Here is a 25,084-nt window from a genome sequence, read left to right as displayed (position 1 = left end):
CGTCTTTCGAGAGGAGAAGGATTATGTCCAGTATGCGAGTAATGGCGATATAAGTGTGCACCGGTCCCTTCGGCGGTCGCCTTGGGGGCGTATGTGCAGGTGGGGGAGGTGTGGAGGCGGGAAGTCACCTCTTCATTTACGTGCCACTTACAGCTAGCGTCTGTGTCCATGAGTGAGCAGGGCGTCACGGGGGCTGCCGCCACCCCGGACATGAACGACACGACGGACCCGGTCGACCGGCTCGACCGCCTGCCCGTCGGACCGTGGCACCGTCGGCTGACCGCGATCGTCGGAGTAGGAGCCTTCTTCGACCTCTACGAGGTGTTCCTCGGCGGCGTGCTCGCCGCCGCGCTCGCGGAGTCCTGGCAGCTGTCGGGCACCGAGAAGTCGTGGCTGATCGCCTCCGGGTTCCTGGGCATGTTCGTCGGCGCGAACGTGCTGTCCGTGCTCGCCGACCGGTTCGGGCGGCGCAAGATGTTCCTGGTCAACCTGGGGCTCTACTCGCTGTTCTCGCTGGCCTGCGCCTTCGCCCAGGACGCGACCCAGCTGTCCGTGCTGCGCTTCCTCGCGGGGCTCGGCCTCGGTGCCGAACTGGTGCTTGTCGACACGTACTTGGCGGAATTCCTGCCGCGCAAGGTGCGCGGCCGCTACATCGCCTGGGCCTACACCCTCGGCTTCGTCGGCGTACCCGTCGCGGCGCTGCTCGGCGCGCGCCTCGTCGCCAAGCACGAACTGTTCGGCGTCGACGGCTGGCGCTGGCTCCTGGTCGCGGGCGCACTCGGCGCCGCGTTCATCCAAATCCTGCGGACCCGCCTGCCGGAGTCCCCGCGCTGGCTGGCGGCACGGGGACGAACGGCGGAGGCGGACGAGGTGGTACGGGCCATCGCTGCCCAGTCGTCTCAAGTCCCGCCGGCGATTGAGGCGCGGGCTCCGGGGCAGAGCCCCGAGACGTCAACCCCGGCGGGGCCGCCCCAAAAGGTGCCGCTGAGCGACATGTTCAAGCCCCCGTACGCCCGCCGCACGGTGATGTGGTGGATCTTCCAGATCCTCCAGACCGTCGGCTACTACGGCTTCGGCTCCCTCGCCCCCGTCGTGCTCCAGGCCAAGGGCCACACCGTCACCGAGTCCCTCTCGTACGCGGCCCTCAGCTACCTCGGCTACCCGGTGGGCTCGGCGCTCTCCGTGCCGCTGATCGACCGGATCGAGCGGCGCACGCTGATCATCCTGTCGGCGCTGGGAATCGCCGCGTTCGGCCTGGTCTTCGGGTTCGCGGAGGCGTCCTGGCTGATCGTCGGCGCGGGCTTCCTGCTCACCGTCAGCAGCAACGTCTTCTCGAACGCCTTCCACGTCTACCAGACGGAGATCTTCCCCACGGGCATGCGCTCCAGCGCCATCGGTATCGCGTACTCGCTGTCCCGGCTCACCTCGGTCGTGCTGCCGTTCGTCGCGATCGACGTGCTGGAGGACCTGGGCGCGGACGCGGTGTTCATCGGGTCGGGCGTGCTGATGCTGATCCTGTGCCTGAACGTACGGCTCCTGGGGCCGCGCACGACGGGGCGGAGCCTGGAGTCGATCTGACCGGTCCCGGTCACCGGGGGAGCACGTGGGGGCGGGACGCCGCGATGAACTGGTGGATCAGGCCGCGCGACTCGTCCCGTACGACGCGGAGCTCCTCCCGGTCGTCGGCCGTGGGAACGCGGTCGACGGAGGCCATCGCCTCGCGGGCGAGGGCGGTCAGGGCCGGGGTCTCGGTGAGCAGCTCCACACGGAACATCGCCTCCATGGCCGCCGTCCGCAACCGCTGGGCCTCGCGGCGCAGTTCGTGGACGTCGGCCGTCTCGCCGGGCCGGTCGACGTGCTCGGGGAACCAGCGGTCCAGCTGCCCCCTGCGGTAGTTGGCGAGCGCGCCGCCGAACGCGCAGTAGGCGTCGATGCGTTCCTGGCGCAGCCGCTCGGCGCGCGCGAAGTCCTGGCCGCGGGCGGCGGTGCGACCCTGCAGTACGTGGCTCAGGCCCGCGCCCAGCAGGGTGCCGAGGACCGCGATGACACTGGTGGCGACGACAATCATGGGGCCAGCGAAGCACCTGTGGGCGGGCGCCGACCCCCGTACGGTCAGATCAGTGGCGGGCGGCCGAGCCGCGTCATCCGCCACACCGTCCGCCAGCGCATCGGGCGCCGCTCGCCGGCCGAGGCGCGCAGGCCCTCCGCGAAGCCGCCCGCCCAGGCGCGCAGGCCGCCCAGCGACCGCGTGCGCAGCACCGTGATGCCCGTCCACACCGCCAGGTACAGCGGGATCAGCGGGAGGGGGAGGCGGCGGCGGGCCAGCCACACCCGGTTCCGGGCGGTCATCCGGTGGTAGACGGCGTGCCGGGCCGGGGACGTCTTCGGGTGCTGGAGCAGCAGCGACGGCTCGTAGAGGACCTTCCAGTCCGCGTCCAGCGCCCGCCACGCCAGGTCGGTCTCCTCGTGGGTGAAGAAGAAGTCGGCGGGCCAGTCGCCGGTCTCGTCGAGCATCTTCATCGAGAAGCCGTGGGCACCACCGAGGAACGCGGTGACGAGGCCGCGCTTCATCGGGTCCTTGGCGCGCAGCCGCGGCACGTGGCGGCGTTGCGTCTCGCCGAGCTCGTCCGCGATGCGGAAGCCGACGATGCCGAGCCGCGGGTCCTCGGCGAACAGGCGCCGGATGGTGGAGAACACGTCGGCGTCGACGAGCAGCCCGTCGTCGTCCAGCTCCACGGCCACGTCCACGTCGCCGAACTCGCGCAGCCGGGCGAGGGCGACGTTGCGGCCGCCCGGGCAGCCGAGGTTGTCGTCCAGCTCGACCGTCGGGACCTCGAACGGGTGGCCGGGGTAGGCGGGCAGCGCCGTACCGTTGCCGATCATGACGACGCGGGTGGGCACCGCATCCTGCTTGGCCACCGATTCCAGGAGGGCGTCGACGTCCTTGGGCCGGTTGCCCATGGTGACGATGGCCACACCCAGGCGCGGGAGTTCGGTGCTGCGGTGCCTGTCAGTCATGGCGGCGATGGTAGCCGTTCACCTTGTCCGTCCGACCCTCGCGGGGTTCACGGGTGCGGAGACCAGCCGGTGGTCGCCGCCCACTGCTCCGCGACGACCGCGACCAGGTCGACGACGGGGTCCTTCACGTCGGCGTACGTGCCGGTGTCGGGGACGGCCCCTGCGAGTACGCACTTGAAGCGCGCGTACGCCGGAATCGCCTCCGGGGTCGCCCGTAGCCAGTCCCTGAACAGCAGCGCGAGCCGCTCGTTCGGCGAACCCGCCCTGCGGACATGGAGGTTGACGTCCGGGGCGCCCTCGCCCCGCTGCGACCAGTACCGCTTGGCCCAGTCGGCCGGGTCCTCGGCGGCCTCGCGCCCGGCCGGAACGTGATCGCGCAGATACGGCGCCCGTACGAAACCGAGCGCGACCAGCGGCGCCTCGAAGACGGCCGCGGCCCCGTCCAGGTCGGCGACGCTCACCTGCACGTCGTAGATGTCCTTGGCGGCCATGCCCGGCACGGAGGTGGACCCGATGTGGTCGACGTGCAGCGCGGACGGCCCGAGACGCTCCCGCAGCAGCCCGCACAACTCCCGCCCACCGGCGTCCCATTCGGGGTCGTGCGGAACGACGACGGGCTTCTCGTGCTCGGGCATCTCGGGCTCATTCGCGGGGTGGAGAGAAGATCGGGAGAGAAACCTCGCATGCACCAGGACACAGTCATGAACGTGGTCGCCGCGGCCGTCGTGCGGGACGGGCGGCTGCTCGTCGTCAGCAAGGAGGCCGCGCCGGACGCCGTCGAGCGGCTCGCCGTGGTGGAGGACGTGGCGGCGCTGGAGGGCGTGCCGATGCGGATGGTGGTGTTCGCCGCCACGTTGTCCGGTGCCCCGGCCGTCGCCGCCGAGCTGGCCGCGCTGCGGTGGACCGATGGCCGCGACGGCGTGCGGCTCGCCCCGGCGGTCGGCGGGCAGGTGGTGCCGCTGCTGCGCGAGCGGGGGTGGCTCCAGCCGGATCAAGCCCTCCGCGGCGATTGAGCAGCCGGCATCACGGGCCGACGCCACGGACCCCGCTGCTCAATCGCCGCAGGGGCTTGAAGGAGGTAGGGACCGGTCCGCGACCTTCGCCACATGCGCGCGCAGCGCGTCCCGCGGGCTCGGGGTCAGCGCCCCGAGGGCGACCAGCGCCGTCACCACCACGTCGCACAGTTCCGACTCGACGTCGGTCCAGGAGTGGCTCACGCCCTTGCGCGGGTTCTGGCCGACCGCGCCGATCACCGCCTGGGAGACCTCGCCGACCTCCTCGGAGAGCTTCAGCATCCGCAGGAGGAGCGCCTCTTGGGGCGGGCGGGCGTTGTGGGCGTCGAGCCAGGCGCGCAGCCGGTCGACCGTCGCCCACAGCTCGTCGTCGATGGCGTCGTCGTTGGCGTCGTCGTTCGTCGTCACGGACGACGAGGCTATTCCTCTTCCTTCTCGTCCTGGCGCGCGGCCACCTGCTTGTTGCGGGACGCCACCACGGCCACCGCCGCCGCGCCGGCCCCGACGAGCGCGGCGGGCACCATCCAGTGCCGGTCGAGCGCGTGGCCGAGAGCGTGGTCGAGGGAGTAGCGGCCCGCGCCGGTCACCGCGAGGCCCGCCGCGACGAAGCCGAGGAACGCCGGGTACTCGTATCCGCCGCCCTGCGCGAAGAACCCGTTGGGCGCGTGCACCGCGGCCGCGCCCGCCATGGTCCCGGCGGCGGCCGCCCCGCCCACCGGCGTCGCGAGCCCGAGCGCGAGCAGCGCCCCGCCGCCCGCCTCCCCGAGCCCGGCGGCGATGGCGCTGGCCTTCGGCGGGTGGTACCCCATGGCCTCCATGCCGGCGGCCGTGCCGGACACCCCGCCGCCGCCGAACCAGCCGAGGAGCTTCTGCGCCCCGTGCACGGCGAGCACCCCGCCGGTGCCGACACGCAGCGCGAGCAGCCCGAGATCGAGCCGCCCGGAGCAGGGCTTACGAGACGTACGAAAACGTGAGCAGGTCATGACTTCACCGTCCGGCACTCGTCCGGCCCGCACGCGGTGCGCAGGCCCGTTCGAGTGACCCTAGTTCAGTGGATCAAGCCGCACACCTGATCGCGGGAGGTCAGCCCCGGCCGATGTACGGCATGTTCGTCGCCAGGACCGTCGCGAACTGGACGTTGGCCTCCAGGGGCAGCTCGGCCATGTGCCGCACCGTGCGGCCCACGTCCGCGACGTCCATCACCGGCTCCGCCGCCAGCTCCCCGTTCGCCTGCGGGATGCCGCGCTGCATGACCTCGGTCATGTCCGTCGCCGCGTTGCCGATGTCGATCTGGCCGCAGGCGATCCGGTAGGGGCGGCCGTCGAGCGAGAGCGACTTCGTCAGGCCGGTCAGGGCGTGCTTCGTCGTCGTGTACGCGATCGAGCGCGGGCGCGGCGCGTGCGCCGAGATGGAGCCGTTGTTGATGATCCGACCGCCCTGCGGGTCCTGCTCCTTCATCTGCCGGAACGCCGCCTGCGCGCACAGGAACGCCCCGTTGAGGTTCACGTCGACGACCTGCCGCCACGCGTCGTAGTCCAGGTCCTCGATGCCCACGCCGCCGGGCCCGAACGTGCCCGCGTTGTTGAAGAGCAGGTCGAGACGGCCGAAGCGGTCGCGGACCGTGGCGAAGAGCGCCGTGACGTCCTCGGGGCGCGACACGTCCGCGCGGACCACGAGCGAGTCGGCGTCGGGCGCGAGTGCCGCGGTCGCCTCCAGGGTCTCGGAGCGGCGGCCCGCGAGGGCCACGCGCCAGCCCGCCCGCAGCAGTTCGAGGGCGACGGCCCGGCCGATGCCGGAGCCCGCGCCGGTGACGACGGCGGCGCGCAGAGCGGTGTCCGTTTGCGAAGCGTTCATGAGGCCGCAGCGTACGGGTCGCGCGGCCACGCGGAGATCATCGATCCGCCATGTGGCTGTTGTGTACGTGACAGTCGGCCGTCGTCCCCGGCCACTGCAATAACGCTTCATGCCTCAGATACCGCAGCACGCAGCAGAACTCCGCGTCGCCGCCCAGCACTTGGGCCGCAGAAGATTCCTCACCGTCACCGGTGCCGCCGCCGCGCTCGCCTTCGCGACCAATCTGCCGACCGCAGGCACCGCGGCCGCCGCCGAGCTCGACGCCAAGAAGATCAAGAGCGACCCCTTCACGCTCGGCGTCGCCTCCGGCGACCCGCTGCGCGACTCCGTGCTGCTGTGGACGCGGCTCGCCCCGTCCCCGTACGAGACCGGCGGCGGACTGCCCGCCGCCCGCGTCGACGTGGACTGGGAGCTGGCGAGCGACGAGAGGTTCCGGCGCGTGGTGCGGCGCGGCACCGCCCCCGCCCACCCCGAGTACAACCACTCCGTGCACGTCGAGGTCGACAAGCTGGCGCCCGGGCGGGTGTACTACTACCGCTTCCGCGCCGGGAGTTGGGTCAGTGCGACCGGCCGCACCCGGACCGCGCCCGCCACCGGCGCGAAGACCTCCGCGCTCACCCTCGCCGCCGTGTCCTGCCAGGCGTACCACGACGGGTACTTCACCGCGTACAAGCACCTGGCGCAGGACGACGTCGACGTCGTCTTCCACCTCGGCGACTACCTCTACGAGTACGCCGTCACCTCCGTCGGCGGCGCCCGCAACTACACCGACCGCGTGCTGCCCGGCGTCTTCAACCGGGAGACCATGACGCTGGCGGACTACCGGCTGCGGTACGCCCTCTACAAGTCCGACGAGGACCTGCGCGCCGCGCACGCCGCGCACCCCTTCGTCGTCACCTGGGACGACCACGAGACCGAGAACAACTACGCGGGCGACACCGACGAGAACGGCAACCCTCCCGAGGAGTTCCTGCTGCGCCGCGCCTCCGCGTACCGCGCGTACTGGGAGAACCAGCCGCTGCGCCGCCCGCAGGTCCCCAGCGGGCCCGACATGCGGCTCTACCGGCGGCTGCACTGGGGCAGGCTCGCCCAGTTCGACATCCTCGACACCCGCCAGTACCGCACCGACCAGGCCAACGGCGACGGTTGGAAGACCCCGACGCCCGAGTCCGAGGCCGCCTCGCAGACGCTGCCCGGCTTCACGCAGGAGCGCTGGCTGACCGGCGGCTGGCGCGACTCGCGGGCGCTGTGGAACGTCGTCCCGCAGCAGGTCACGTTCTCGCGCAGGAACAACGCGACCGCGGGCAACACCACGTTCTCCATGGACTCCTGGGACGGCTACCCGGCCTCCCGCGAGCGGATCCTCAAGGGCGCGGAGGCGGCCCGCGTCGAGAACCTGATGGTCCTCACCGGCGACGTCCACGTCTCGTACGCCATGGACATCAAGCGGGATGCCGCCGACCAGGACTCGCGCACCGTCGGCACCGAGATCGTCACGACCTCGATCACCAGCGGCAAGGACGGCTCCGCCAAGCCGTCCAACTGGGCCGGCTACCTCGCCCGCAACCCGCACATGAAGCACTACAACGGACACCGCGGCTACGTGACCGTGGAGTTGGGCCAGGAGGCGGCGCGCGCCGACTTCAAGACGGTGCCCGCCGTGACCACGCCCGGGGCCGCCCTCACCACGGCCGCCTCGTTCGTGACGGCCGCGGGGGAGCCGGGCCTCAAGCCCGCGTAGGGCCTGATCCAAACGACAGGCCCTGCCCCGGCCGTCACTCGCCGGGATAGCGGACGCCGACCCGTTCCCTGACGGTGTCGAGCGTCCGCATCACGGCGAGGGAGCCGTCCAGCGGCACGAGCGGCGACTCCGTGTCGCCCGCCCGGATCCGCCGCGTCACCTCGACCGCCTCGTGCCGCATCGAATCGCGCGGCCCGTCCTCGGGGGCCGCCACGAACTCCTCGGGGTCCAGACCGTCCCGGTGCAGCACGAACCGTTCCGGGTGGAAGAAGCCGTCCGGTACGTCGATCCGCCCGGCGGAGCCGGTCACCGAGGCGGTCACGCCCGTGCCGGCGTTGATCGCGCAGTGCAGCAGCGCCCGCGCCCCGCCGTCCCACGAGAGCAGCATCCCGGTCTGGAGGTCGACGCCCTCGTCGGAGAGCTGCGCGGACGCCTGCACACCGGACGGCTCCCCGAGCAGCAACTGCGCGAACGACACCGGATACACCCCGAGGTCCAGGAGCGCGCCGCCGCCCTGCGCCGGATCGCGCAGCCGGTGCGCGGGCGGCAGCTGTCCTTGCCTCGCCTCCGGCAAGAGGTGCCCGGCGAGCCCGAAGTCGGCCTGCACGGTGCGGACTTCGCCGATCGCCCCGTCGTCGACGAGCGCCTTCAGCCGCCGCACCAGCGGATGGCAGTACATCCACATGGCCTCCATCAGGAACACGCCCCGCGAGCGCGCGAGCGTCACCAGCTCCGCCGCCTCCCGCGCGTTCAGCGTGAACGCCTTCTCGCACAGCACGGCCCGCCCCGCCTCCAGGCAGAGCCCTGCGGCCTCCCGGTGCGCGGCGTGCGGCGTCGCCACGTACACGACGTCGACGTCCTCGTCCGCCGCGAGCGAGGCCCAGTCGCCGTACGCCCGCTCGATCCCGAAGCGCTCCGCGAACGCCTTCGCCGAGGTCTCCTTGCGCGAGGCCACGGCCACCACCTCGGCGTCCGGCAGATCCAGCAGATCAGCCGTGAACGACGCGGCGATCCCGCCCGTCGCGAGAATTCCCCAACGCACCCGCTCAGCCATCGCGCCCCACCCGCTCCAGATATTGGTCTCGACCGCACCGCCGAGCTGAGAGCATAGGGAATCGCACAGGTGGCCGGGAGAGACGAAGGGAAACGAGGGGCAACGGGATGAAGGACAGCGGATGTTCCACCGGGAGCACCACGGGGGAGGACGCGACCGGTGAGGTCCGCGGCGCCACCCCGACGCCCATTCCCAAGGCGGTCGCCGGAGCCGGCGCCGGACTCCTCCTCACCTTCATCCTCGGCGGGCTCACCGCCGTACCGCCGCTGTCCATGGACATGTACCTCCCGGCCCTGCCGGAGGTCACGGACGTCCTGCACACCTCGGCCGCCACCGCCCAGCTCACCCTCACCGCGTGCCTGACCGGCATGGCGCTCGGACAGCTCGTCGTCGGCCCGATGAGCGACAAGTGGGGCCGGCGCAGCCCGCTGATCGTCAGCCTGCTGATCTACATCGTGGCCACCGCGATCTGCGCCTTCGCGCCGAACGCGAGCCTCCTCATCGCCTTCCGCCTGATGCAGGGGCTCGCGGGCTCGGCCGGCATCGTGATCGCCCGCGCCGTCGTCCGCGACCTCTACGACGGCGTCGCGATGGCGCGGTTCTTCTCGTCCCTGATGCTGATCTCCGGCATCGCCCCGATCGTCGCGCCGCTGATCGGCGGCCAGGTGCTGCGGTTCACCGACTGGCGCGGCGTCTTCGTCGTGCTCACCGGCATCGGCATCGCGCTCACCGCCGTCGTGTGGAAGTTCCTGCCGGAGACCCTCGCGCCCGAGCGGCGGCACGGCGGCGGCACCCTGGAGGCGCTGCGCACGATGCGCGGGCTGCTCGCCGACCGGGTCTTCCTCGGCTACACGCTCGTCGGCGGCTTCGCGTTCGCGGCACTCTTCGCGTACGTGTCGGCCTCCCCGTTCGTCATCCAGGAGATCTACGGGGCGTCCCCGCAGACCTTCAGCCTCCTCTTCGGGCTCAACTCGATCGGCCTGATCGCCGTCGGCCAGCTCAACGGCAAGGTGCTCGTCGGCCGGGTCGACCTCGACAAGGTGCTCGGCATCGGCCTCACCCTGGTCGTCCTCGCCGCCGCCTTCCTCCTCCTGGCCGCGGGCGGAGTCTTCGGAACGCCCGAGGAACTCGGCCTCGCGCCCATCGCGGCGGGCCTCTTCGTCCTCATGTCCTGCATGGCCCTGACCACGCCCAACACCAACGCCCTCGCCCTCATGCGCACCCCGCACGCCGCGGGCTCCGCGTCGGCGCTGCTCGGCACGGCCTCGTTCCTGATCGGCGCCATCGCCTCCCCGCTCGTCGGCATCGCGGGCGAGCACACGGCGGTCCCGATGGCGCTCGTCCAGCTCGTCAGCGCACTGGTCGCGGCGCTCGCCTTCGTGACCCTGTGCCGCCCCTGGCAGCGGCGCGCGGCGGGTGAGCAGCGCTGAACGCGCCGAGACTGCGCCACGGCACCCCCGAGCGGGCCGGGCTCGACGCCGAGCAGCTCGCCGGGCTCCTCTCCGATGTGCGCGCGCTGCCCGAGGGGCGGCGGCCCTGGTGCGCCGGGACCGTCGTGCTCGCGGGCCGCGGCCCGGTGATCGCGGCGGAGGCGGCGTACGGCTGGGCGACGCGCTACGCGAGGTACGACGAGACGACGGACACGGCGGTGGAACTACCCCTCGCGGCCCGCACCCCGATGTCCGTGCACACCCCCTTCGACCTGGCCTCCCTCACCAAGCTCTTCACCTCGATCGCCGCCGTGCAGCAGATCGAGCGGGGCAGGCTCGGCATCGACGCGAAGGTCGGCGCGTACGTCCCCGAGCTCACGGCCGCCGCCCGGCACGGCATCACGGTCCGCGACCTGCTCACCCACACCTCGGGCCTGCGCCCCGAACTCCCGCTGTACGACGCCCCGGACACAGCTGCGCGCCTGGCCCTCCTGCGCACGGAGGAACCGTCCTCCCCGCAGGGCGACTACCTCTACTCCGACCTGAACATGCTGCTGCTCCAGCAGGTCCTGGAGCGCATCACGGACCGCCCCCTCGACGTCCTGATCCGCGAGGGCATCACCCGCCCCCTCGGCATGACCGCCACCGGGTACGGTCCGTGCCCCGACGCCGCCGCCACCGAGGACCAGCGCCGCCCCTGGGCCAAGGCGGACCGGGGCATGCTGCGCGGCGAGGTGCACGACGAGAACGCCTGGGCGCTCGGCGGCGTGGCCGGCCACGCGGGCCTCTTCTCCACGGCGTACGACCTGGCGGTCCTCTGCCGCACCCTCCTGACCGGCGGCTCCTACGGCACGGCCCGCATCCTCGGCCCCGACTTCGTCGACCTGATGCTGACCCCGCCGGGCCTCGGCTTCCGGCTCGACCAGTCGTGGTTCATGGGCGAACTGGCGGGCCGCGGCGCGGCGGGCCACACCGGCTTCACGGGCACGTCCCTGGTCATCGACCCGGCGACCGACACCTCCCTCATCCTCCTCGCCAACACGGTCCACCCCCGCCGCCGCGGCCCGGCGAACGGCCCGCGGGTGGCGGCGGGGAACCGGGTGGCGCGGGCGGTGGTCTGAACCGGCCCGCCGGCGGTTCGTAGAATCAAGGGGTGAATGTCCCCCTCCAGTCGCCCGCCGACACGCTCCGCACGGCCCTTGCCGGGCTTCTCGACGGTCTTCCGCCCACGCAGGCGACGAAGGCCGTCGAGCGGCTCATCGCGAACTACCGGGGCACCACCCCGACCGACGCCCCGATCCTGCGCGACCGGGCGGACGTCGCGGCGTACGCGGCGTACCGGATGCCCGCGACGTTCGAGGCGGTGCGCTCCGCGCTCGACGCGCTGGACGCCGCGTCCGGCTGGGCTCCCGCGAGCCACCTCGACATCGGCGGCGGCACGGGCGCGGCCGTGTGGGCGGCGCGGGACGTGTGGCCCAGGGAGCGGGCCACGACGGTCGTCGACTGGTCGCAGCCCGCGCTCGACCTCGGCCGCGAACTGGCCGCAGCCGAGGGCGGGTTGGCGGACTCCGTGCGCTGGGACCGGGGGCGGATCGGCACGCACGACGCACCGGAGGCCGACCTGGTCACCGTCTCGTACGTACTCAAGGAACTGACCGAGGCCGACCGCACCTCGGTCGTCGACGCCGCCGCGGCGGCCGCCACCGGCGCCGTCGTGATCATCGAACCCGGCACCCCGGACGGCTACGCCCGCGTCATCGAGGCCCGCGACCGGCTGATCGCCGCCGGGTTCCACGTCGCCGCGCCCTGCCCGCACAGCGCCGCCTGCCCCATCGTGCCCGGCACGGACTGGTGCCACTTCTCGGCCCGAGTCGCCCGCTCCTCACTGCACCGCCGGGTCAAGGGTGGCTCCCTGGCCTACGAGGACGAGAAGTTCTCCTACGTCGCCGCGACCCGCCTCCCCGTTGCCGCGGCCCCCGCGCGGATCGTCCGCAAGCCCCAGATCCGCAAGGGCCAGGTGCTGCTCGACCTGTGCGTGGCGGAGGGCGGCCTGGTGCGCAGGACGGTGACCAAGAAGCACGGTGAGGCGTACAAGTGGGCCAGGAAAGCCGAGTGGGGGCAATCAAGCCCCTCCGGCGATTGAGGAGCGGGGCCCGGGGCAGAGCCCCGCGACCTCAACCACGGTGCGGGCCAACGAAGCTCCCGGTCAGCGGAGCTCAAGCGTGCAGCACTTCACCGACCCACCCCCCTTCAACAACTCGCCCAGATCCATCCCCACCGGCACGAACCCCCGCTCCCGCAGCGGCCCGAACAACCCCACGGCCCCCTGCGGCAGCACCACGTTCCGGCCGTCCGACACCGCGTTGAGGCCGAAGGCCACCGCGTCCGCCTCGGAGGCGATCAGCGCGTCGGGGAACATCCGCCGCAGCACCGCCCGGCTCCCCGGCGAGAACGCCGCCGGGTAGTACATGACGGAGTCCTCCGCGTCGTCCAGCACCGCCAGCGCCGTGTCCAGGTGGTAGAAGCGCGGATCGACCAGGTCGAGGCCGATCACCGGCCGGCCGAAGCGTTCCTGCGCCTCCCCGTGCGACAGCGGCGAGGCCCGGAAGCCCCGCCCCGCGAGCACATAGGAGGCGGTGACGGCGAAGTCGCCCTCGCCCTCGTTGACGTGGACGGGCTCGTGGACCTCGGCGTAGCCGTGCGCCCGGAACCACTCCAGGTGCGCCGCGGCCTCGGCCTCCCGCTCCGGGTGCGCGAACCGGGCGCCGAGCACCCGCCCGTCCACCACGGTCGCGCCGTTCGCCGCGAACACCATGTCCGGGAGGCCGGGGCGCGGGTCGAGCACCTCGACCGTGTGGCCGAGCGCGCGGTAGCGGCCGACCAGGTCCTCCCACTGGGCGACCGCGAGCGGGACGTCGACGGGTTTCGTCGGGTCCATCCACGGATTGATCGAGTACGTGACCTTGAAGTGCGCCGGTGGGCACATGAGATAGCGCCGGGGTGTGGCGCGACGTTCGACAAGGCGCGGATTACGCAATGAGGGCTCCTCACGACCGCAGGGCTGGGTGGAAGCCCATGGTGCGGTCGGAGGAGCCCTCGGGGCTGTGAACCGAACGGGTGGTTCACGCCTGATCCTGATCACGACGCGTCGTGCGTGCCGCGCCTCTCCTGCAGTTTGCGCAGCAGCTCACGCTTCTGCGCCACGGGGTCGGCGCCCCCGCCACCGACGCGTCCGCCGCGGCCGCCGCCGCGCATCGCCTTGCGGGACATGTTGCTGCGGGCGCCACCGACGCCCAGCATGCCGCCTGCTCCACCTCGGGTCATGGGTGTACTCCTCCAAGCTCGCGACGATACGTATCGTCTCGTTTCGTTGACGTGCTCCACTGTCGGCGAGACGCCGCGTCTTGTCAAGAGGTTTCGAGACGGACCGTCTCGGCTCGCGCGCTGCTACATTCGAAGCATGTCAGCCACGAAGAGCCAGTCGGCGAAGAAGGCCGTCCCCGACGCCACCCGCCGCAGCGAACGCTCCCGCCGCGCGATCTACGACGCCGCCCTCGGCCTCGTGGGGGAGATCGGCTACCCGCGCACCACCATCGAGGGCATCGCCGCCCGCGCCGGTGTCGGCAAGCAGACCATCTACCGATGGTGGGGCTCGAAGGCCGAGGTCCTGATGGAGGCCTTCATCGACCTCGGCGAGCGCAACCAGGAGGCCGCCGCCGCGAACCACCCCGACTACCCGCTCGACTACGACTCCCTGCCCGACACCGGCGACATCGAGGCCGATCTCAAGCTGGTGCTGCGCGCCACCGTCGACGAGCTGAAGGACCCCCGCTTCGAGGCGCCGGCCCGCGCGCTCGCCGCCGAGGGGCTCGCCAACCGGGAGTTCGCCGAGGACTTCGTCGCCAAGCTCCTCATGCCCGGGCTCGACCTGTACGCGGCCCGGTTGCGCGCCGCGCAGGACGCCGGGCAGATCCGCGCCGGCGTCGACCCGCTCGTCGCCCGCGACCTGTTCTCCGGGCCGCTCGCCCAGCGCTGGCTGCAGAACACCGGCCCGCTCGACCACGCGTACGCGGACGCGATCGTCGAGTACGCCCTCTACGGAATCGGCGCCTGCCGCCCCTGAAATCCGGCCCCGCGCGCCCTTGCGCACCCCGGATGTGGACTGTGGCCACCCGAGGCGCAGGATGGTGGGACACTTTTGGTCCAAGGTTCATCCGGACTCGGCACGAGGGCAGTGGCTCGACGGCGATGGTGAGGGGATTGATGGGCGCGGAGCAGGGCCGCCGATTCGGCGGACGCGGCGACACGGCGGGGCGTACGACGGGCGGCCTGATCTCACGGTGGCTGCGGGCCGCGCGCGGCCCGAAGGACACCGCGGCCGCCGACGCGGACCGTGAGGACCTGCTGCTCGCCGCTGCCGCCGCCGGACTGCCGCTGGCCCCGGCCGCGTATCCCTCCGACTACCGGTGCTCGTGCAACCGCGTCGGCTGTCCGACCCCCGGCAGGCACCCCGTCTCCTTCGCCTGGCAGACCCAGTCCACGACGGACCGCGCGCAGATCGAGCGCTGGGCGAGACATCAGCCGCAGGCCAACTTCATCACCGCGACCGGCATGGTCCACGACGTCCTCGACGTACCGCTGGAGGCGGGGTACGAGGCGCTGGAGCGGCTCCTCGCCGCGGGGATCGAGGTCGGCCCCGTCGCCGAGTCCGGCGGCGACCGCGTGCTCTTCTTCACGGCGACGCGCGGCACGCCGGACGAGGAGGACGAGTGGTGGCCGTGCGAGCTGGACTGCCACCCCGAGACCATGGACGAGCATCCCGGGCTCCGGTGGCACTGCCGCGGGTCGTACGTGCTGGTGCCGCCGGCGCGGTTGCCCGCTGAGCGCTCCGTGTTCTGGGTGCGGGGGCCGGAGCATCCGCTTCCCGATCCGCTCACCTTGCTGGAGACGCTGACGGATGCGTGTGCGCGGTACGTGGGGGCGGAGCCGGACTTCACGTCCGCGTGGCCATGATCAAGCCCCGCCGGCGATTGAGGCGCGGGGTCCGGGGCAGAGCCCCGGGACCGCAACGACGGGTGTCCGTCAGTTCCCTTCGGCCGTCGTGATGCCCTCCACCCGGGAGACCACGTTCACCTTGCCCGAGGAGCCCGGAGGGTCGATCGCTGCCTGGCCCGAGACGTAGCCGTACATCGCCGACTCCTTCGGCTCGCCCTTCATCAGCGCCTTCACGTCCGCCCCGATCGCGGGCAGATTGCTGCCGGGGAACGCGGTCAGCTTCTCGTAGCGGCGGGTCGTGAAGAAGACGAGGGCGCCGCCGTTCGCGGTGCGCAGAGCCACGGGCGCGAAGGAGCCCGAGGTGAGGGACTCGTCGATGAACTGCGTGGTGAGGCCGGGGCGCGAGTCGATCCGCTCGCGGGTCTGGCGCCAGCGTGTGGTGTGCGGGCCCGGCGCGTAACCGTCCCCGCCCTTCTTGAGGTACTGGATGTACTTCTCGCCCATGTCCTTCGGACGCTGCGCGAGACCCGACGCGTCCGGGTCCACGGACTCGGCCCAACCGGCCTTGTCCGTCTTGAACTTGGGGACCGTGCCGTCCCGGAACAGGGAGAGGTACGAGACCGCCCACGGCGCGTTCTGGGCGTTGCGGGTGAAGACCATCACCCAGCGGTAGCCGTTGACCCGGTTGTTGTCCGAGTTCGTCACGAACCAGCGCGGCCAGCCCGCCTTCTTCGGCACGGTGATCTGCGTGTCGGTGAGCTTCAGCGGCGAGTGCTTCGGGTTGCCGTTCGGGTTGAGCGCGCGGCCCGCCTTCAGCTTCGCCGCGTCGATCGCGCCGAGCGCGCCGGTGACGTGCTTGGCGTCGGCGTCCGCGTCGTACGTCCGGTCCGCCTCGTTGTACGCGTCCACGAAGGTGTCGACGGCGCGCGCCGCCTGCCCCTTGGTGGTCGTCGGGACGATCTCCAGCTCGCCGTGCACGGTCACGCAGCCGCTCGCGGTGAGGGACAGCACGACCGCGGCGGCCGCCGCTGCGACCGGTCGGCCGATCCTGTTCCTGGCCTCGCTCATGACGTTCGATTCACCTTCCGCTCCCCGGCCCCTGCCACGGGCCCGAACCCTACCGGGAAGAGGAGGCCCGCACTGCCGCGACCCTGCGGGAAAACAGCCCGGGAGGCGCGAAGAACAGGGCGAGGGTGGGGACAAGGTAGACGAACCAGACGGTGACCTGGAGGACCGTCGGGTCGGGCTGGAAGTTGAAGACGCCCTTGAGGAGCGTGCCGAGCCAGCCGTCCGGGGAGATCGTGGAACTGATGTCGAAGGCCAGGTTGTTGAGGCCGCCGATGAAGTCGGCCTCCTGGAGGTCGTGGAAGCCGTACGCGAGGACCCCCGCCGCGACGACGACCAGCATGCCGCCGGTCCACGTGAAGAACTTCCCGAGGTTGATGCGCAGCGCACCCCGGTAGAACAGCCAGCCGAGGACGACGGCCGTGGCGATGCCGAGCAGCGCGCCGATCACCGGGTCCGTCGTGCCGTTGCTGGTGGCGTGCACCGCCGTCCACACGAACAGGGACGTCTCTAGGCCCTCGCGGCCCACCGCGAGGAACGCCGTCACGACCAGGGCGACCGTGCCCATTTGCAGGGCGCTGTCCAGCTTGTCGTGCAGCTCCGACTTCAGGTGCCGGGCCGTGCGCCGCATCCAGAACACCATCCACGTCACCAGGCCCACGGCGATGATCGACAGCGAACCGCCGAGCGCCTCCTGCGCCTGGAACGTCAGCTCCTGCGAGCCGAACTCCAGGCCCGCGCCGAACGCGAGAGACACGAGGACGGCGACGCCGATCCCCGCCCACACCGGCTTCAGGGCGTCCTTGCGCTCCGTCTTCACCAGGTACGCGACGAGGATGCACACGATGAGGCTGGCTTCCAGGCCCTCGCGCAGTCCGATCAAGTAGTTCGCGAACATCGCTGCTCAGCCTTCCTTCTGCTGGAAGAGGCCGCGGCCCCACCAGTCACTGCCGTCCCGCACCCCGGGCGGCACCGCGAACACCGCCGAACCGACGTGCTGGATGTACTCGTTGAGCGCGTCGGTCGCCAGGCTCCGCTGCACCGGGATGAACCCCTTGCGCACGTCCTTCTGGTACGCGAGGAAGAACAGGCCCGCGTCGAGCCGGCCGAGGCCGTCCGTGCCGTCGGTGAACGAGTAGCCGCGGCGCAGCAGCGTCGCGCCGTGATTGGAGTCGGGGTGCGCGAGCCGCACGTGCGCGTCCGGCTTCATCGCCTTCAGGAACGGCTCGTCGCGCTCCTTCGCCTTGCCGACCGGGGCGCCCTCGCCCTTGTCCCGGCCGAACACGTCCTCCTGCTCCTGCAGCGACGTACGGTCCCAGGTCTCGACGTTCATCCGGATCCGGCGGGCGACCAGATACGAGCCGCCGTTCATCCAGTCGGCGTCCGGTGCGTCCACCCACACGTGTTTGGCGAGGCGGTCCTTCTCGGTGCCCGCGATGTTGCGGGTGCCGTCCTTGAAGCCCAGCAGGTTACGGGGCGTCTGCGCGTCCGGCGTCGTCGAGGAGGTCTTGCCGAAGCCGAGCTGCGACCAGCGGATGGCGACCTTGCCCATGCCGATGCGGGCGAGATTGCGGATGGCGTGCACGGCGACCTGCGGGTCGTCGGCGCAGGCCTGTACGCACAGATCGCCGCCGCTGCGGGTCTTCTCCAGGTTCTCGCCGGGGAACCTCGGCAGGTCGACGAGCGCGTCCGGGCGCCTGTCGGCGATGCCGAGAGCCTTGCCGTGCTTCTCGAAGAGGGATGGCCCGAAGCCGATCGTCAGCGTGAGCCGGGACGGCTGGAGCCCCAGCGCCTCGCCCGTGTCGTCCGGCGGTGCCTCGACGAGCCCGCCGTACGCGCCCTCGCCGACGGTGCGACCCTCGGTCATCCGCGCGGCGGCCTTCGTCCAGTCCTTCAGGAGCTGGACGAACTCCTCGCGGTCGGCCGTCTTCACGTCGAACGCGGCGAAGTGCAGCCGGTCCTGGACCGGTGTGGCGATGCCCGCCTGGTGCGCGCCGTGGAACGCCACCGAGCCGCCCGCGTCACCGGCGGGCTGCATGTCGGAGCCGTCGTCGGACCGGGTCAGGGCGACGGCGCCGCCCGCGGCCGCGGCACCGAGCGCGAGTCCGGCGCCGCCGACGGCGAGCAGTGAACGCCGGGACGGGGAAGGGGAGTTGGAGGTCTCGTCGTCCGCCATGGCGACCCTCTCCTTGTGGTGCGTGTGCACGTGTACGGCTGCTCGGCGAGTGCTACTTGACGACGGCCGCGGCCAGCTTCGACAGCGGCTCCGCCAGCGCGTTCACCGCGTCGGACAGCTCCTTCTGGTCCGCCTTGTCGACCTTGTCGTAGGAGGTGAACTCGTAGCCCTTCCCGCCCTCGCGGTACTTGTCGAGCAGCTCGTCCAGCGCGGCGAACTGCTTGTCCAGTTCCTTGGTCAGCGCGGCGTCGTTCTTCGACGCGACCGGCCTGAGCAGCTCGTACGCCTTCTCCGCGCCCTCGACGTTGGCCTTGAAGTCGACGAGGTCGGTGTGCGAGTAGCGTTCCTCCTCGCCGGTGACCTTGCCGGTGGCGACCTCGTCGAGCAGTTCCTTGGCGCCGTTGGCCATGGAGGTGGGCGTGATCTCCGCCTTGCCGACGCGCTGCTGCCAGTCCTTCAGGTCCTTGTCGAGCCGGTCGGCGAGCCCCTTCTCGGTCTCGTCGATCTTCTTGTCCTTCCACAGCGCCTTCTCCAGGCGGTGCCAGCCGGTCCACTTCTGGCCCTCTTCGAGACCGTCGAACCGCACGTCGACCTTGGGGTCGATGTCGCCGAAGGACTCGGCGACCGGCTCGGTGCGCTCCCAGCCGATACGGGACGGGGCGTACGCCTTCTTGGCGGCCGCCAGGTCCCCGTCGCGGACGGCGTCGGTGAAGGTCTTCACCTTCGGCAGCGTCTCGTCGGCCTGCGTCTGGGTGTACTGGCGGTAGGCGGCGACGGCGCCGTCGAGCTTCGGGTCCCGCTTCGCCGCGGACTTGCCGCCGGTCACCTGGACGTCCTGGCGGTGGCCCTTGCCCTTCATGCCGGGGATGCAGGCGATGCGGTAGTCGCCGCTCTTCACTTCGGCGGTGAGGCTGTGCTTGGTGCCGGGGCCGATGTTCTCGCGCTCGGAGACGATCCGGTCGTCCGGGAAGAGGATCTCGACCTCGGTGACCCGGGACCCCTTGTTCTCGACCGCCAACTCCACGTGCCCCGCGGGGAACTCCTTCTTGGAGACCTTGCAGCTGTCGTCGTCGGCGGTCACCTGGATCGCACCGGAGCCGGCGCCCTTCGCGTCGCTCTTCTGGGTGCAGCCCGTGACGGCGGTCAGGGCGGCCACCGCGGCGACGGCGGTGGAAACGGTGAGTCGGGCGGCTCGCATGCGGGCTCCAAGACGTACAGCGGTGGTTCACCGGGTGCACAGGGGCAGGGGCAACTAAGGCCGACCTAACTTATATGAGGCTTACCTCAGTACCACCCATGGGCAAGCCAGGGAAGAGTCAAGTGCTGGTCAAGCGTGGGGTGTCGCGTGGTTGACTGCCGCCATGAACGAGTACGGCATCGAGTACGAGGTGGTGCGGGTCTTCTGCGCCCCCGACGGCCGGGAGGGCAACGCGCTGGGCGTCGTCCGCGAGGGCTCGCACCTGCCGGGCCAGGACGAGCGCCAGGCCTTCGCCGCGAAACTGGGCTTCAGCGAGACCGTGTTCGTCGACGACCCCGAGCGCGGCGTCATCGACATCTGCACGCCGACCGCGCGCCTGCCGTTCGCCGGGCACCCCTGCGTCGGCACGGCCTGGCTGCTCGATGTGCCGGAACTCGTCGTGCCCGCGGGGGTCGTCGGGGTGCGCCAGGACGGCGAGTTCACCTGGATCGAGGCGCGCGCGGAGTGGGCGCCGGGGCGGACGCTGCGTCAGTGCGGCTCCGTCGCCGAGGTGGACGCGCTGCCGGTGCCTCCGGAGGGCGAGTGGATCTACGCGTGGGCCTGGGAGGACGAGGCCGCGGGCCGGGTCCGCGCCCGCGCCTTCCCCGGTCGCGGCGACGGCATCGTGGAGGACGAGGCGACGGGGGCGGCCGCGCTCTCGCTGACCGCGAGCCTCGACCGGTCCCTGAACATCCGCCAGGGCCGCGGCTCCCAAATCCTGACGGCTCCCCATCCGGGGGGCCTGGTGGAGGTGGGCGGCCGCGTCCGCCTCTGACGCCCACCCGCACGGGGCGCTGCCCCGGACCCCGCGCCTCAATCGCCGGCGGGGCTTGAGGCGGTCGACCAAATCAAGCCCCTGCGGCGATTGAGCAGCGGGGTCCGGGGCGGAGCCCCGAGGCCGCAACCACGTCACCCGCAAACCATCACGCGGCCGACCGAAACTCCTCGCCCAGCCCCCGAAACACCCCGGTATTCAAGGCGAACGCCGCCTTGCACTCGGCCACCACCCGCTGCTTCTCCAACTCGTCCACAGGAATCGCGTCGAGCAGCTCCCGATACCGCCGCTTGAACGCCGCGGGATTGGCCACACCCTCGAAGACGTAGAACCGCACCCCGTCCCCCTTGCGCGCGAACCCCCACTTCTTCTCCGCCTTGTCCCGGACGATCTGCCCACCCGAGAGATCGCCCAGATAACGCGTGTAGTGGTGCGCCACATACCCGCCCGGCCAGGACGCCGCGCACTCGGCGACCCGCTCCGCGTACGCCCGCGTCTGCGGCAACGCCGAAACCGTCTCCCGCCAGTCCGCGCCCCGCAGATGCGCGAGATCGCGCTCCAGTTCGGGTACGCGCAGCAGCTCCGGCTGGATGAAGGGCCCGGCCACCGGATCGTCGGCCAGGTGCCGGGCGCCGTCCTCGAGCGCCCGGTACACGAACCACAGCTGCTCCGTGTACCGCGCGTACGCGTCCACGCCGAGCCGGCCGCCGAGCAGGTCGCCCATGAACGTCGACGTCTCCGCCTCCGTGTGCTGCTCGTGCGAGGCGGTGCGGATCAACGTGGAGAACGGGGTGAACGGGGTGTCCATCGGGCGGCCTCCGGGTTTCCGACAAGCTGTCGGTAAAAGCGTACCCAGCGACGCGATCAAGGGAACGTAAAAGCAGAAAACCGCCGGGCCCCGGATCGCTACGGCAGCGTGAGGATCTCCGTGCCGCTCTCCGTGACCACCAGGGTGTGCTCGAACTGCGCGGTCCGCTTGCGGTCCTTCGTGACCACGGTCCAGCCGTCCTCCCACATGTCGTACTCGTACGTGCCGAGCGTGAGCATCGGCTCGATCGTGAACGTCATGCCGGTCTTGATCTCGGTCGTCGCTTGCGGGGAGTCGTAGTGCGGGACGATCAGGCCGCTGTGGAAGGAGGAGTTGATGCCGTGGCCCGTGAAGTCGCGCACGACTCCGTAGCCGAAGCGCTTGGCGTACGACTCGATGACCCGGCCGATGATGTTGATCTGGCGGCCCGGCTTGACGGCCTTGATGGCGCGGTTGAGGGACTCCCGGGTCCGCTCGACGAGCAGCCGCGACTCCTCGTCGACGTCGCCCACCAGGTATGTGGCGTTGTTGTCGCCATGCACGCCGCCGATGTACGCGGTGACGTCGAGGTTGACGATGTCGCCGTCCTTGAGGACGGTCGAGTCCGGGATGCCGTGGCAGATGACCTCGTTGACGCTCGTGCACAGCGACTTCTGGAAGCCGCGGTAGCCGAGCGTGGACGGGTAGGCGCCGTGGTCGCACATGTACTCGTGCGCGATGCGGTCCAACTCGTCCGTGGTGACGCCCGGGGCGATCGCCTTCGCCGCCTCGGCCATGGCCCGCGCCGCGATCCGTCCGGCGATCCGCATCGCCTCGATCGTCTCGGCGGTCTGCACCTCGGGGCCCGTGTACGGGGTCGGCGCGGGCTTGCCGACGTACTCGGGGCGCCGGATGTTCCCGGGCACGGAGCGGGTGGGGGAGATCTCTCCCGGAACGAGCAGGGCGGACGACGCCCCCGACTGACCAGACATGCCAGCGAGTGTAACGAGCGCGCGTGGGGGAGCATGGCGGGGACGAGAGGAGCCGCCGTGGCGCTGTTCAAGAAGCGAACCGTCGGAAAGCCGGGCGAGTGGTACTACTGCCTGGAGCACAAGAAGGTCGAGGAGGGGCCCGAGTGCCCCAACAAGGACCGTTTCGGCCCCTACGCCTCCCGCGAGGAGGCGCAACACGCGATGGACACCGCGAGGGAACGAAACCTGGAGTGGGAATCCGACCCCCGCTGGCACGACAAGCCGGAGACCCCGGACCAGTGACCTTCTGGAGCCCCGCCGCCGGTTGGGCAATTCAAGCCCCGCCGGCGATTGAGGCGCGGGGTCCGGGGCAGAGCCCCGCGCGGGTGGGCGGGCACCTCACCATCGAGCAGGCGGCGGCGCGGTCAAGTGATCGGCAAGCCGGGACAGCCGATCCCGAAACCCCCGCCGCCCCCGCGGAGCGCTCGCCGCGTTCTCCCCGGCCGCCGCACTCACCAAATGCTGCACCGTGTCCAGATCCAGATCCGTGTCGCTGGGCACGCTCAGCCCGTCATGCGCCATGGCATGCAGGTCACCCCCGCCGGAGGCCTCCGCGTCGAGCGCCAGGATCGTCGCCCCCGCGCGCCGCGCGTCCCGCACCCGCTCCAACAGCGGAGCGCCCGGCTCGCTCGGCGTGACCACCAGAAGCGTCTCGCCGCGCCGCGCCGCCTCGAGCCGCCCGAGGCCGACGGCCAGATGCGCGGGGTCGTCGGGGCGCGCCGCGTGCCGTACGAGAGTGGGGGCGAGCTCCGGTGTACCGGACCAGGCCGCCTCGTCGACCAGGTGGGCCGCCAGATGCCAGGGCTCGTACGTCGGGGAGCCCACGAGAAGCAGCCCGCCGCCGTGCGCGCCGACCGAGGAGCGCAGCGCCCCGGCGAAGCGTCGGGTGGCGGAGGGCCACTCGGTCCCGGCGAGTACCTCGCGCAGCAGTGCTACTCGTACGGCGTCCATGGGCCCGCATCGTGCCTCAAGTCACGGGCCCGTTCGCCGCGTTCGGGGGAAGTCCGCCCGTACGAGCCACATACCCTTGAGTAGGGTCGCGGTATGACCTCTACCGAAAGCAGCCCGAGCGGCCAGAAGGCCCCGGCCAAGGATCCCTGGGACCTGCCCGACGTCTCCGGACTCGTCGTCGGAGTCCTCGGCGGGACCGGGCCGCAGGGCAAGGGCCTCGCCTACCGCTTCGCCCGTGCCGGGCAGAAGGTGATCCTCGGCTCCCGCGCCGCAGAGCGCGCCAAGGCCGCCGCCGACGAGCTCGGCCTCGGCATCGAGGGCGCCGACAACGCCGAGTGCGCCCGCCGCAGCGACATCGTGATCGTCGCCGTGCCGTGGGACGGCCACGGCGCCACCCTCGAAGCCCTGCGCGAGGACCTCGCCGGAAAGCTCGTCGTCGACTGCGTCAACCCGCTCGGCTTCGACAAGAAGGGCGCGTACGCCCTGAAGCCGGAGGAGGGGAGCGCGGCGGAACAGGCCGCGGCGCTGCTCCCGGACTCGCGGGTCGCGGCGGCCTTCCACCACCTGTCGGCCGTCCTGCTCGCCGACCCGGAGGTCGAGGAGATCGACACCGACGTCATGGTCCTCGGCGAGGAGCGCGCCGACGTGGAGATCGTGCAGGCGCTCGCCGGGCGCGTCCCGGGCATGCGCGGCATCTTCTCGGGCCGCCTGCGCAACGCCCACCAGGTCGAATCGCTCGTCGCCAACCTCATCTCCGTCAACCGCCGCTACAAGGCGCACGCCGGGCTGCGCGTCACGGACGTATGACGGACGTATAGCCGCGTACCGGCCCCGGTGGGGCATGGGGGACACTGGTCGGCGTACTACCCGCCGCGCCGCCGTCTGGAGCCGCCCCCCATGCCCCGCATCGCACTGTTCTCCCTGGTCGTCTGCGCCCTGGCCGTCGTGGCGGCCGTGGTCTCCTTCGTCGAGGGCAGCTTCCTCGGGATCGTGTGGGTGCTGATCGCGGGTGTCACGTCGAACATGTCGTGGTTCTACCTGCGCAGGGCGAAGGCCGAGAAGCAGGAGCGCGAGCAGCAGGCGTCCGCCGCGCCTACTGCGTGATCGTCTGGATCTCCGGGGTGCCCTTCCAGAACTGGTAGAACTGCCGCCCCCAGTACGTGTCCCACTCGTGCACGCCGAGCGCGCCCAGCACCCAGTCGACCGCGTCGAAGAACCACTGGTTGATGTCCGGGATCCACAGCACGGCGAACACGGCGAGCAGACCGAACGGCGCGAAGGGCTCCACCTGCCGCCGGATCTTGTGCGACAGCCAGGGCTCGATCACCCCGTACCCGTCCAGGCCCGGAACCGGCAGGAAGTTCAGGATCGCCGCGGTCACCTGGAGCAGGGCGAGGAACCCGAGCGCGTAACGGAACGTGTCCGGCACCCCGTCCAGCGCGTCCAGCCAGAACGGCGCCGTGCACACGATCGCGAACAGTACGTTCGTCAGCGGCCCGGCCGCCGAGATCAGGCTGTGCCGCCAGCGCCCCCGGATCCGCCCCCGCTCGATGAAGACGGCGCCGCCGGGCAGGCCGATCCCGCCCATGATCACGAAGATGACCGGCAGCACGATGCTGAGTAGGGCGTGTGAATAAACGAGGGGATTGAGCGTCAGGTATCCCTTTGCCCCGACCGAGAGGTCACCACTGTGCAGGGCCGTGCGCGCGTGCGCGTACTCGTGCAGACACAGCGAGACGACCCAGGCTCCCGTCACGAACAGGAACACGGCGAAGCCCGGGGCGGACGCGAAGTCCGTCCACACCGCCCACCCGGCCACCGCCGTGATCGCGGCGATGCCGAGGAAGACGGGACTGATCCTGTTGTCGCCGCGGCGTGCGGTGGCGGTGGTCATGGGGTGGAACTCCCGGTGCAGGCTGGTCGGCTGGCTCACCGAACGTACTCGCTGTATGCGGGA

Annotated in this window: 29 protein-coding genes; 12 read left to right on the top strand and 17 right to left on the bottom strand. The window is 71.5% G+C overall.

The features are described 5' to 3' along the window. Nucleotides 1-210 precede the first annotated feature (210 nt). Nucleotides 211-1,578 carry an MFS transporter gene (locus ACIA8D_RS23330; protein ID WP_399235189.1) on the top strand — a complete coding sequence of 456 codons (1,368 nt, stop codon included), beginning with the start codon at nucleotides 211-213 and terminating at the stop codon, nucleotides 1,576-1,578. 10 nt (nucleotides 1,579-1,588) lie between these two features. Here ACIA8D_RS23330 and ACIA8D_RS23325 read toward each other — a convergent pair whose 3' ends face one another. From ACIA8D_RS23325 to ACIA8D_RS23315, 3 genes are read right to left on the bottom strand one after another with little or no spacing between them, the layout of a single operon-like run. Next, nucleotides 1,589-2,068 (bottom strand): hypothetical protein, encoded by a 480-nt coding sequence (locus ACIA8D_RS23325; RefSeq protein ID WP_399235033.1) that lies wholly within the window; start codon nucleotides 2,066-2,068, stop codon nucleotides 1,589-1,591. Between the two features lie 44 nt (nucleotides 2,069-2,112). Beyond that, complete coding sequence (locus ACIA8D_RS23320; RefSeq protein WP_399235031.1) at nucleotides 2,113-3,018, bottom strand: glycosyltransferase family 2 protein; 906 nt, start codon at nucleotides 3,016-3,018, stop codon at nucleotides 2,113-2,115. 47 nt (nucleotides 3,019-3,065) lie between these two features. Continuing rightward, entirely contained in the window at nucleotides 3,066-3,653 is a 588-nt protein-coding gene (locus ACIA8D_RS23315; protein ID WP_399235028.1) for a GrpB family protein, read from the bottom strand. A gap of 48 nt (nucleotides 3,654-3,701) precedes the next feature. On the opposite strand from ACIA8D_RS23315, the gene ACIA8D_RS23310 reads away from it, so the two are divergent. Beyond that, nucleotides 3,702-4,031 (top strand): NUDIX domain-containing protein, encoded by a 330-nt coding sequence (locus ACIA8D_RS23310; RefSeq protein ID WP_399235025.1) that lies wholly within the window; start codon nucleotides 3,702-3,704, stop codon nucleotides 4,029-4,031. A gap of 39 nt (nucleotides 4,032-4,070) precedes the next feature. On the opposite strand, the gene ACIA8D_RS23305 is transcribed toward ACIA8D_RS23310, so the two are convergent. The 3 genes from ACIA8D_RS23305 to ACIA8D_RS23295 all read right to left on the bottom strand — a co-directional run bounded on the left by ACIA8D_RS23305 (nucleotide 4,071) and on the right by ACIA8D_RS23295 (nucleotide 5,885). Beyond that, a complete protein-coding gene (locus ACIA8D_RS23305; protein ID WP_399235024.1) occupies nucleotides 4,071-4,439 on the bottom strand; it encodes a MazG-like family protein in 369 nt (122 codons plus the stop codon). A gap of 11 nt (nucleotides 4,440-4,450) precedes the next feature. Further along, complete coding sequence (locus tag ACIA8D_RS23300) at nucleotides 4,451-5,014, bottom strand: DoxX family protein (RefSeq protein ID WP_399235023.1); 564 nt, start codon at nucleotides 5,012-5,014, stop codon at nucleotides 4,451-4,453. Nucleotides 5,015-5,114: 100 nt separating this feature from the next. Next, nucleotides 5,115-5,885: an SDR family oxidoreductase gene (locus ACIA8D_RS23295; RefSeq protein WP_399235021.1), complete on the bottom strand. Its 771-nt coding sequence runs from the start codon at nucleotides 5,883-5,885 to the stop codon at nucleotides 5,115-5,117. Between the two features lie 109 nt (nucleotides 5,886-5,994). Between ACIA8D_RS23295 and ACIA8D_RS23290 the strand changes: the two genes are divergently transcribed. Then, entirely contained in the window at nucleotides 5,995-7,626 is a 1,632-nt protein-coding gene (locus ACIA8D_RS23290) for an alkaline phosphatase D family protein (RefSeq protein ID WP_399235019.1), read from the top strand. Between the two features lie 34 nt (nucleotides 7,627-7,660). Here ACIA8D_RS23290 and ACIA8D_RS23285 read toward each other — a convergent pair whose 3' ends face one another. Beyond that, nucleotides 7,661-8,680: a Gfo/Idh/MocA family protein gene (locus ACIA8D_RS23285; RefSeq protein ID WP_399235017.1), complete on the bottom strand. Its 1,020-nt coding sequence runs from the start codon at nucleotides 8,678-8,680 to the stop codon at nucleotides 7,661-7,663. A 107-nt stretch (nucleotides 8,681-8,787) separates the two neighbouring features. Between ACIA8D_RS23285 and ACIA8D_RS23280 the strand changes: the two genes are divergently transcribed. From ACIA8D_RS23280 to ACIA8D_RS23270, 3 genes are read left to right on the top strand one after another with little or no spacing between them, the layout of a single operon-like run. After that, entirely contained in the window at nucleotides 8,788-10,110 is a 1,323-nt protein-coding gene (locus tag ACIA8D_RS23280) for a multidrug effflux MFS transporter (RefSeq protein ID WP_399235015.1), read from the top strand. Continuing rightward, on the top strand, nucleotides 10,107-11,231 hold the full coding sequence (locus tag ACIA8D_RS23275) for a serine hydrolase domain-containing protein (RefSeq protein WP_399235188.1): 1,125 nt from the start codon (nucleotides 10,107-10,109) through the stop codon (nucleotides 11,229-11,231). Before ACIA8D_RS23280 ends, ACIA8D_RS23275 begins: the two co-directional genes overlap by 4 nt. 32 nt (nucleotides 11,232-11,263) lie before the next feature. Further along, the gene (locus tag ACIA8D_RS23270) at nucleotides 11,264-12,253 is read left to right on the top strand and encodes a small ribosomal subunit Rsm22 family protein (protein WP_399235014.1); all 990 of its coding nucleotides are present in this window, start codon (nucleotides 11,264-11,266) and stop codon (nucleotides 12,251-12,253) included. Nucleotides 12,254-12,316: 63 nt separating this feature from the next. Here the strand turns inward: ACIA8D_RS23270 and ddaH are convergent, their stop codons facing one another. Both ddaH and ACIA8D_RS23260 read right to left on the bottom strand, forming a co-directional pair. Next, complete coding sequence (gene ddaH, locus ACIA8D_RS23265) at nucleotides 12,317-13,147, bottom strand: dimethylargininase (RefSeq protein WP_399235012.1); 831 nt, start codon at nucleotides 13,145-13,147, stop codon at nucleotides 12,317-12,319. A gap of 101 nt (nucleotides 13,148-13,248) precedes the next feature. Then, nucleotides 13,249-13,434, bottom strand: coding sequence for a DUF6243 family protein (locus ACIA8D_RS23260; RefSeq protein WP_399235010.1), 186 nt, complete (start codon nucleotides 13,432-13,434; stop codon nucleotides 13,249-13,251). 136 nt (nucleotides 13,435-13,570) lie between these two features. Here ACIA8D_RS23260 and ACIA8D_RS23255 point away from each other — a divergent pair, with 136 nt between their 5' ends. Together ACIA8D_RS23255 and ACIA8D_RS23250 are read left to right on the top strand one after the other, a co-directional pair. After that, nucleotides 13,571-14,233, top strand: coding sequence for a TetR/AcrR family transcriptional regulator (locus ACIA8D_RS23255; protein WP_399235008.1), 663 nt, complete (start codon nucleotides 13,571-13,573; stop codon nucleotides 14,231-14,233). A gap of 140 nt (nucleotides 14,234-14,373) precedes the next feature. Continuing rightward, on the top strand, nucleotides 14,374-15,123 hold the full coding sequence (locus ACIA8D_RS23250) for a bifunctional DNA primase/polymerase (RefSeq protein ID WP_399235006.1): 750 nt from the start codon (nucleotides 14,374-14,376) through the stop codon (nucleotides 15,121-15,123). 69 nt (nucleotides 15,124-15,192) lie between these two features. Here the strand turns inward: ACIA8D_RS23250 and ACIA8D_RS23245 are convergent, their stop codons facing one another. From ACIA8D_RS23245 to efeO, 4 genes are read right to left on the bottom strand one after another with little or no spacing between them, the layout of a single operon-like run. After that, on the bottom strand, nucleotides 15,193-16,173 hold the full coding sequence (locus ACIA8D_RS23245; protein ID WP_399235004.1) for a hypothetical protein: 981 nt from the start codon (nucleotides 16,171-16,173) through the stop codon (nucleotides 15,193-15,195). Between the two features lie 49 nt (nucleotides 16,174-16,222). Beyond that, nucleotides 16,223-17,068, bottom strand: a complete 846-nt coding sequence (gene efeU / locus ACIA8D_RS23240) for an iron uptake transporter permease EfeU (RefSeq protein ID WP_399235001.1) — start codon at nucleotides 17,066-17,068, stop codon at nucleotides 16,223-16,225. A 6-nt stretch (nucleotides 17,069-17,074) separates the two neighbouring features. Continuing rightward, nucleotides 17,075-18,346, bottom strand: a complete 1,272-nt coding sequence (gene efeB, locus ACIA8D_RS23235; RefSeq protein ID WP_399235000.1) for an iron uptake transporter deferrochelatase/peroxidase subunit — start codon at nucleotides 18,344-18,346, stop codon at nucleotides 17,075-17,077. Nucleotides 18,347-18,398: 52 nt separating this feature from the next. Then, nucleotides 18,399-19,544 carry an iron uptake system protein EfeO gene (efeO, locus tag ACIA8D_RS23230; protein ID WP_399234999.1) on the bottom strand — a complete coding sequence of 382 codons (1,146 nt, stop codon included), beginning with the start codon at nucleotides 19,542-19,544 and terminating at the stop codon, nucleotides 18,399-18,401. A gap of 163 nt (nucleotides 19,545-19,707) precedes the next feature. Between efeO and ACIA8D_RS23225 the strand changes: the two genes are divergently transcribed. Next, nucleotides 19,708-20,358 carry a PhzF family phenazine biosynthesis protein gene (locus ACIA8D_RS23225; RefSeq protein WP_399234998.1) on the top strand — a complete coding sequence of 217 codons (651 nt, stop codon included), beginning with the start codon at nucleotides 19,708-19,710 and terminating at the stop codon, nucleotides 20,356-20,358. Nucleotides 20,359-20,506: 148 nt separating this feature from the next. Here the strand turns inward: ACIA8D_RS23225 and ACIA8D_RS23220 are convergent, their stop codons facing one another. Then, complete coding sequence (locus ACIA8D_RS23220) at nucleotides 20,507-21,166, bottom strand: heme oxygenase (biliverdin-producing) (RefSeq protein WP_399234996.1); 660 nt, start codon at nucleotides 21,164-21,166, stop codon at nucleotides 20,507-20,509. A 98-nt stretch (nucleotides 21,167-21,264) separates the two neighbouring features. Next, on the bottom strand, nucleotides 21,265-22,137 hold the full coding sequence (gene map / locus ACIA8D_RS23215; protein WP_399234994.1) for a type I methionyl aminopeptidase: 873 nt from the start codon (nucleotides 22,135-22,137) through the stop codon (nucleotides 21,265-21,267). Between the two features lie 57 nt (nucleotides 22,138-22,194). Here map and ACIA8D_RS23210 point away from each other — a divergent pair, with 57 nt between their 5' ends. Next, entirely contained in the window at nucleotides 22,195-22,419 is a 225-nt protein-coding gene (locus ACIA8D_RS23210) for a hypothetical protein (RefSeq protein ID WP_399234992.1), read from the top strand. A gap of 96 nt (nucleotides 22,420-22,515) precedes the next feature. On the opposite strand, the gene ACIA8D_RS23205 is transcribed toward ACIA8D_RS23210, so the two are convergent. Then, entirely contained in the window at nucleotides 22,516-23,127 is a 612-nt protein-coding gene (locus tag ACIA8D_RS23205) for a hypothetical protein (RefSeq protein WP_399234991.1), read from the bottom strand. A gap of 93 nt (nucleotides 23,128-23,220) precedes the next feature. Between ACIA8D_RS23205 and npdG the strand changes: the two genes are divergently transcribed. Continuing rightward, the gene (gene npdG / locus ACIA8D_RS23200; RefSeq protein ID WP_399234990.1) at nucleotides 23,221-23,934 is read left to right on the top strand and encodes an NADPH-dependent F420 reductase; all 714 of its coding nucleotides are present in this window, start codon (nucleotides 23,221-23,223) and stop codon (nucleotides 23,932-23,934) included. 90 nt (nucleotides 23,935-24,024) lie between these two features. Next, nucleotides 24,025-24,231: a hypothetical protein gene (locus ACIA8D_RS23195; RefSeq protein WP_399234987.1), complete on the top strand. Its 207-nt coding sequence runs from the start codon at nucleotides 24,025-24,027 to the stop codon at nucleotides 24,229-24,231. On the opposite strand, the gene ACIA8D_RS23190 is transcribed toward ACIA8D_RS23195, so the two are convergent. Then, complete coding sequence (locus ACIA8D_RS23190) at nucleotides 24,221-25,021, bottom strand: site-2 protease family protein (RefSeq protein WP_399235186.1); 801 nt, start codon at nucleotides 25,019-25,021, stop codon at nucleotides 24,221-24,223. The genes ACIA8D_RS23195 and ACIA8D_RS23190 overlap by 11 nt on opposite strands. Nucleotides 25,022-25,084: the final 63 nt, after the last annotated feature.

Origin of the sequence: Streptomyces sp. NPDC051684, assembly GCF_044453445.1 — a bacterium.
Lineage (GTDB): Bacteria > Actinomycetota > Actinomycetes > Streptomycetales > Streptomycetaceae > Streptomyces.
Note: the sequence above shows the minus strand (reverse complement) of the source record. Positions and strands in the feature narration are given on the sequence as shown.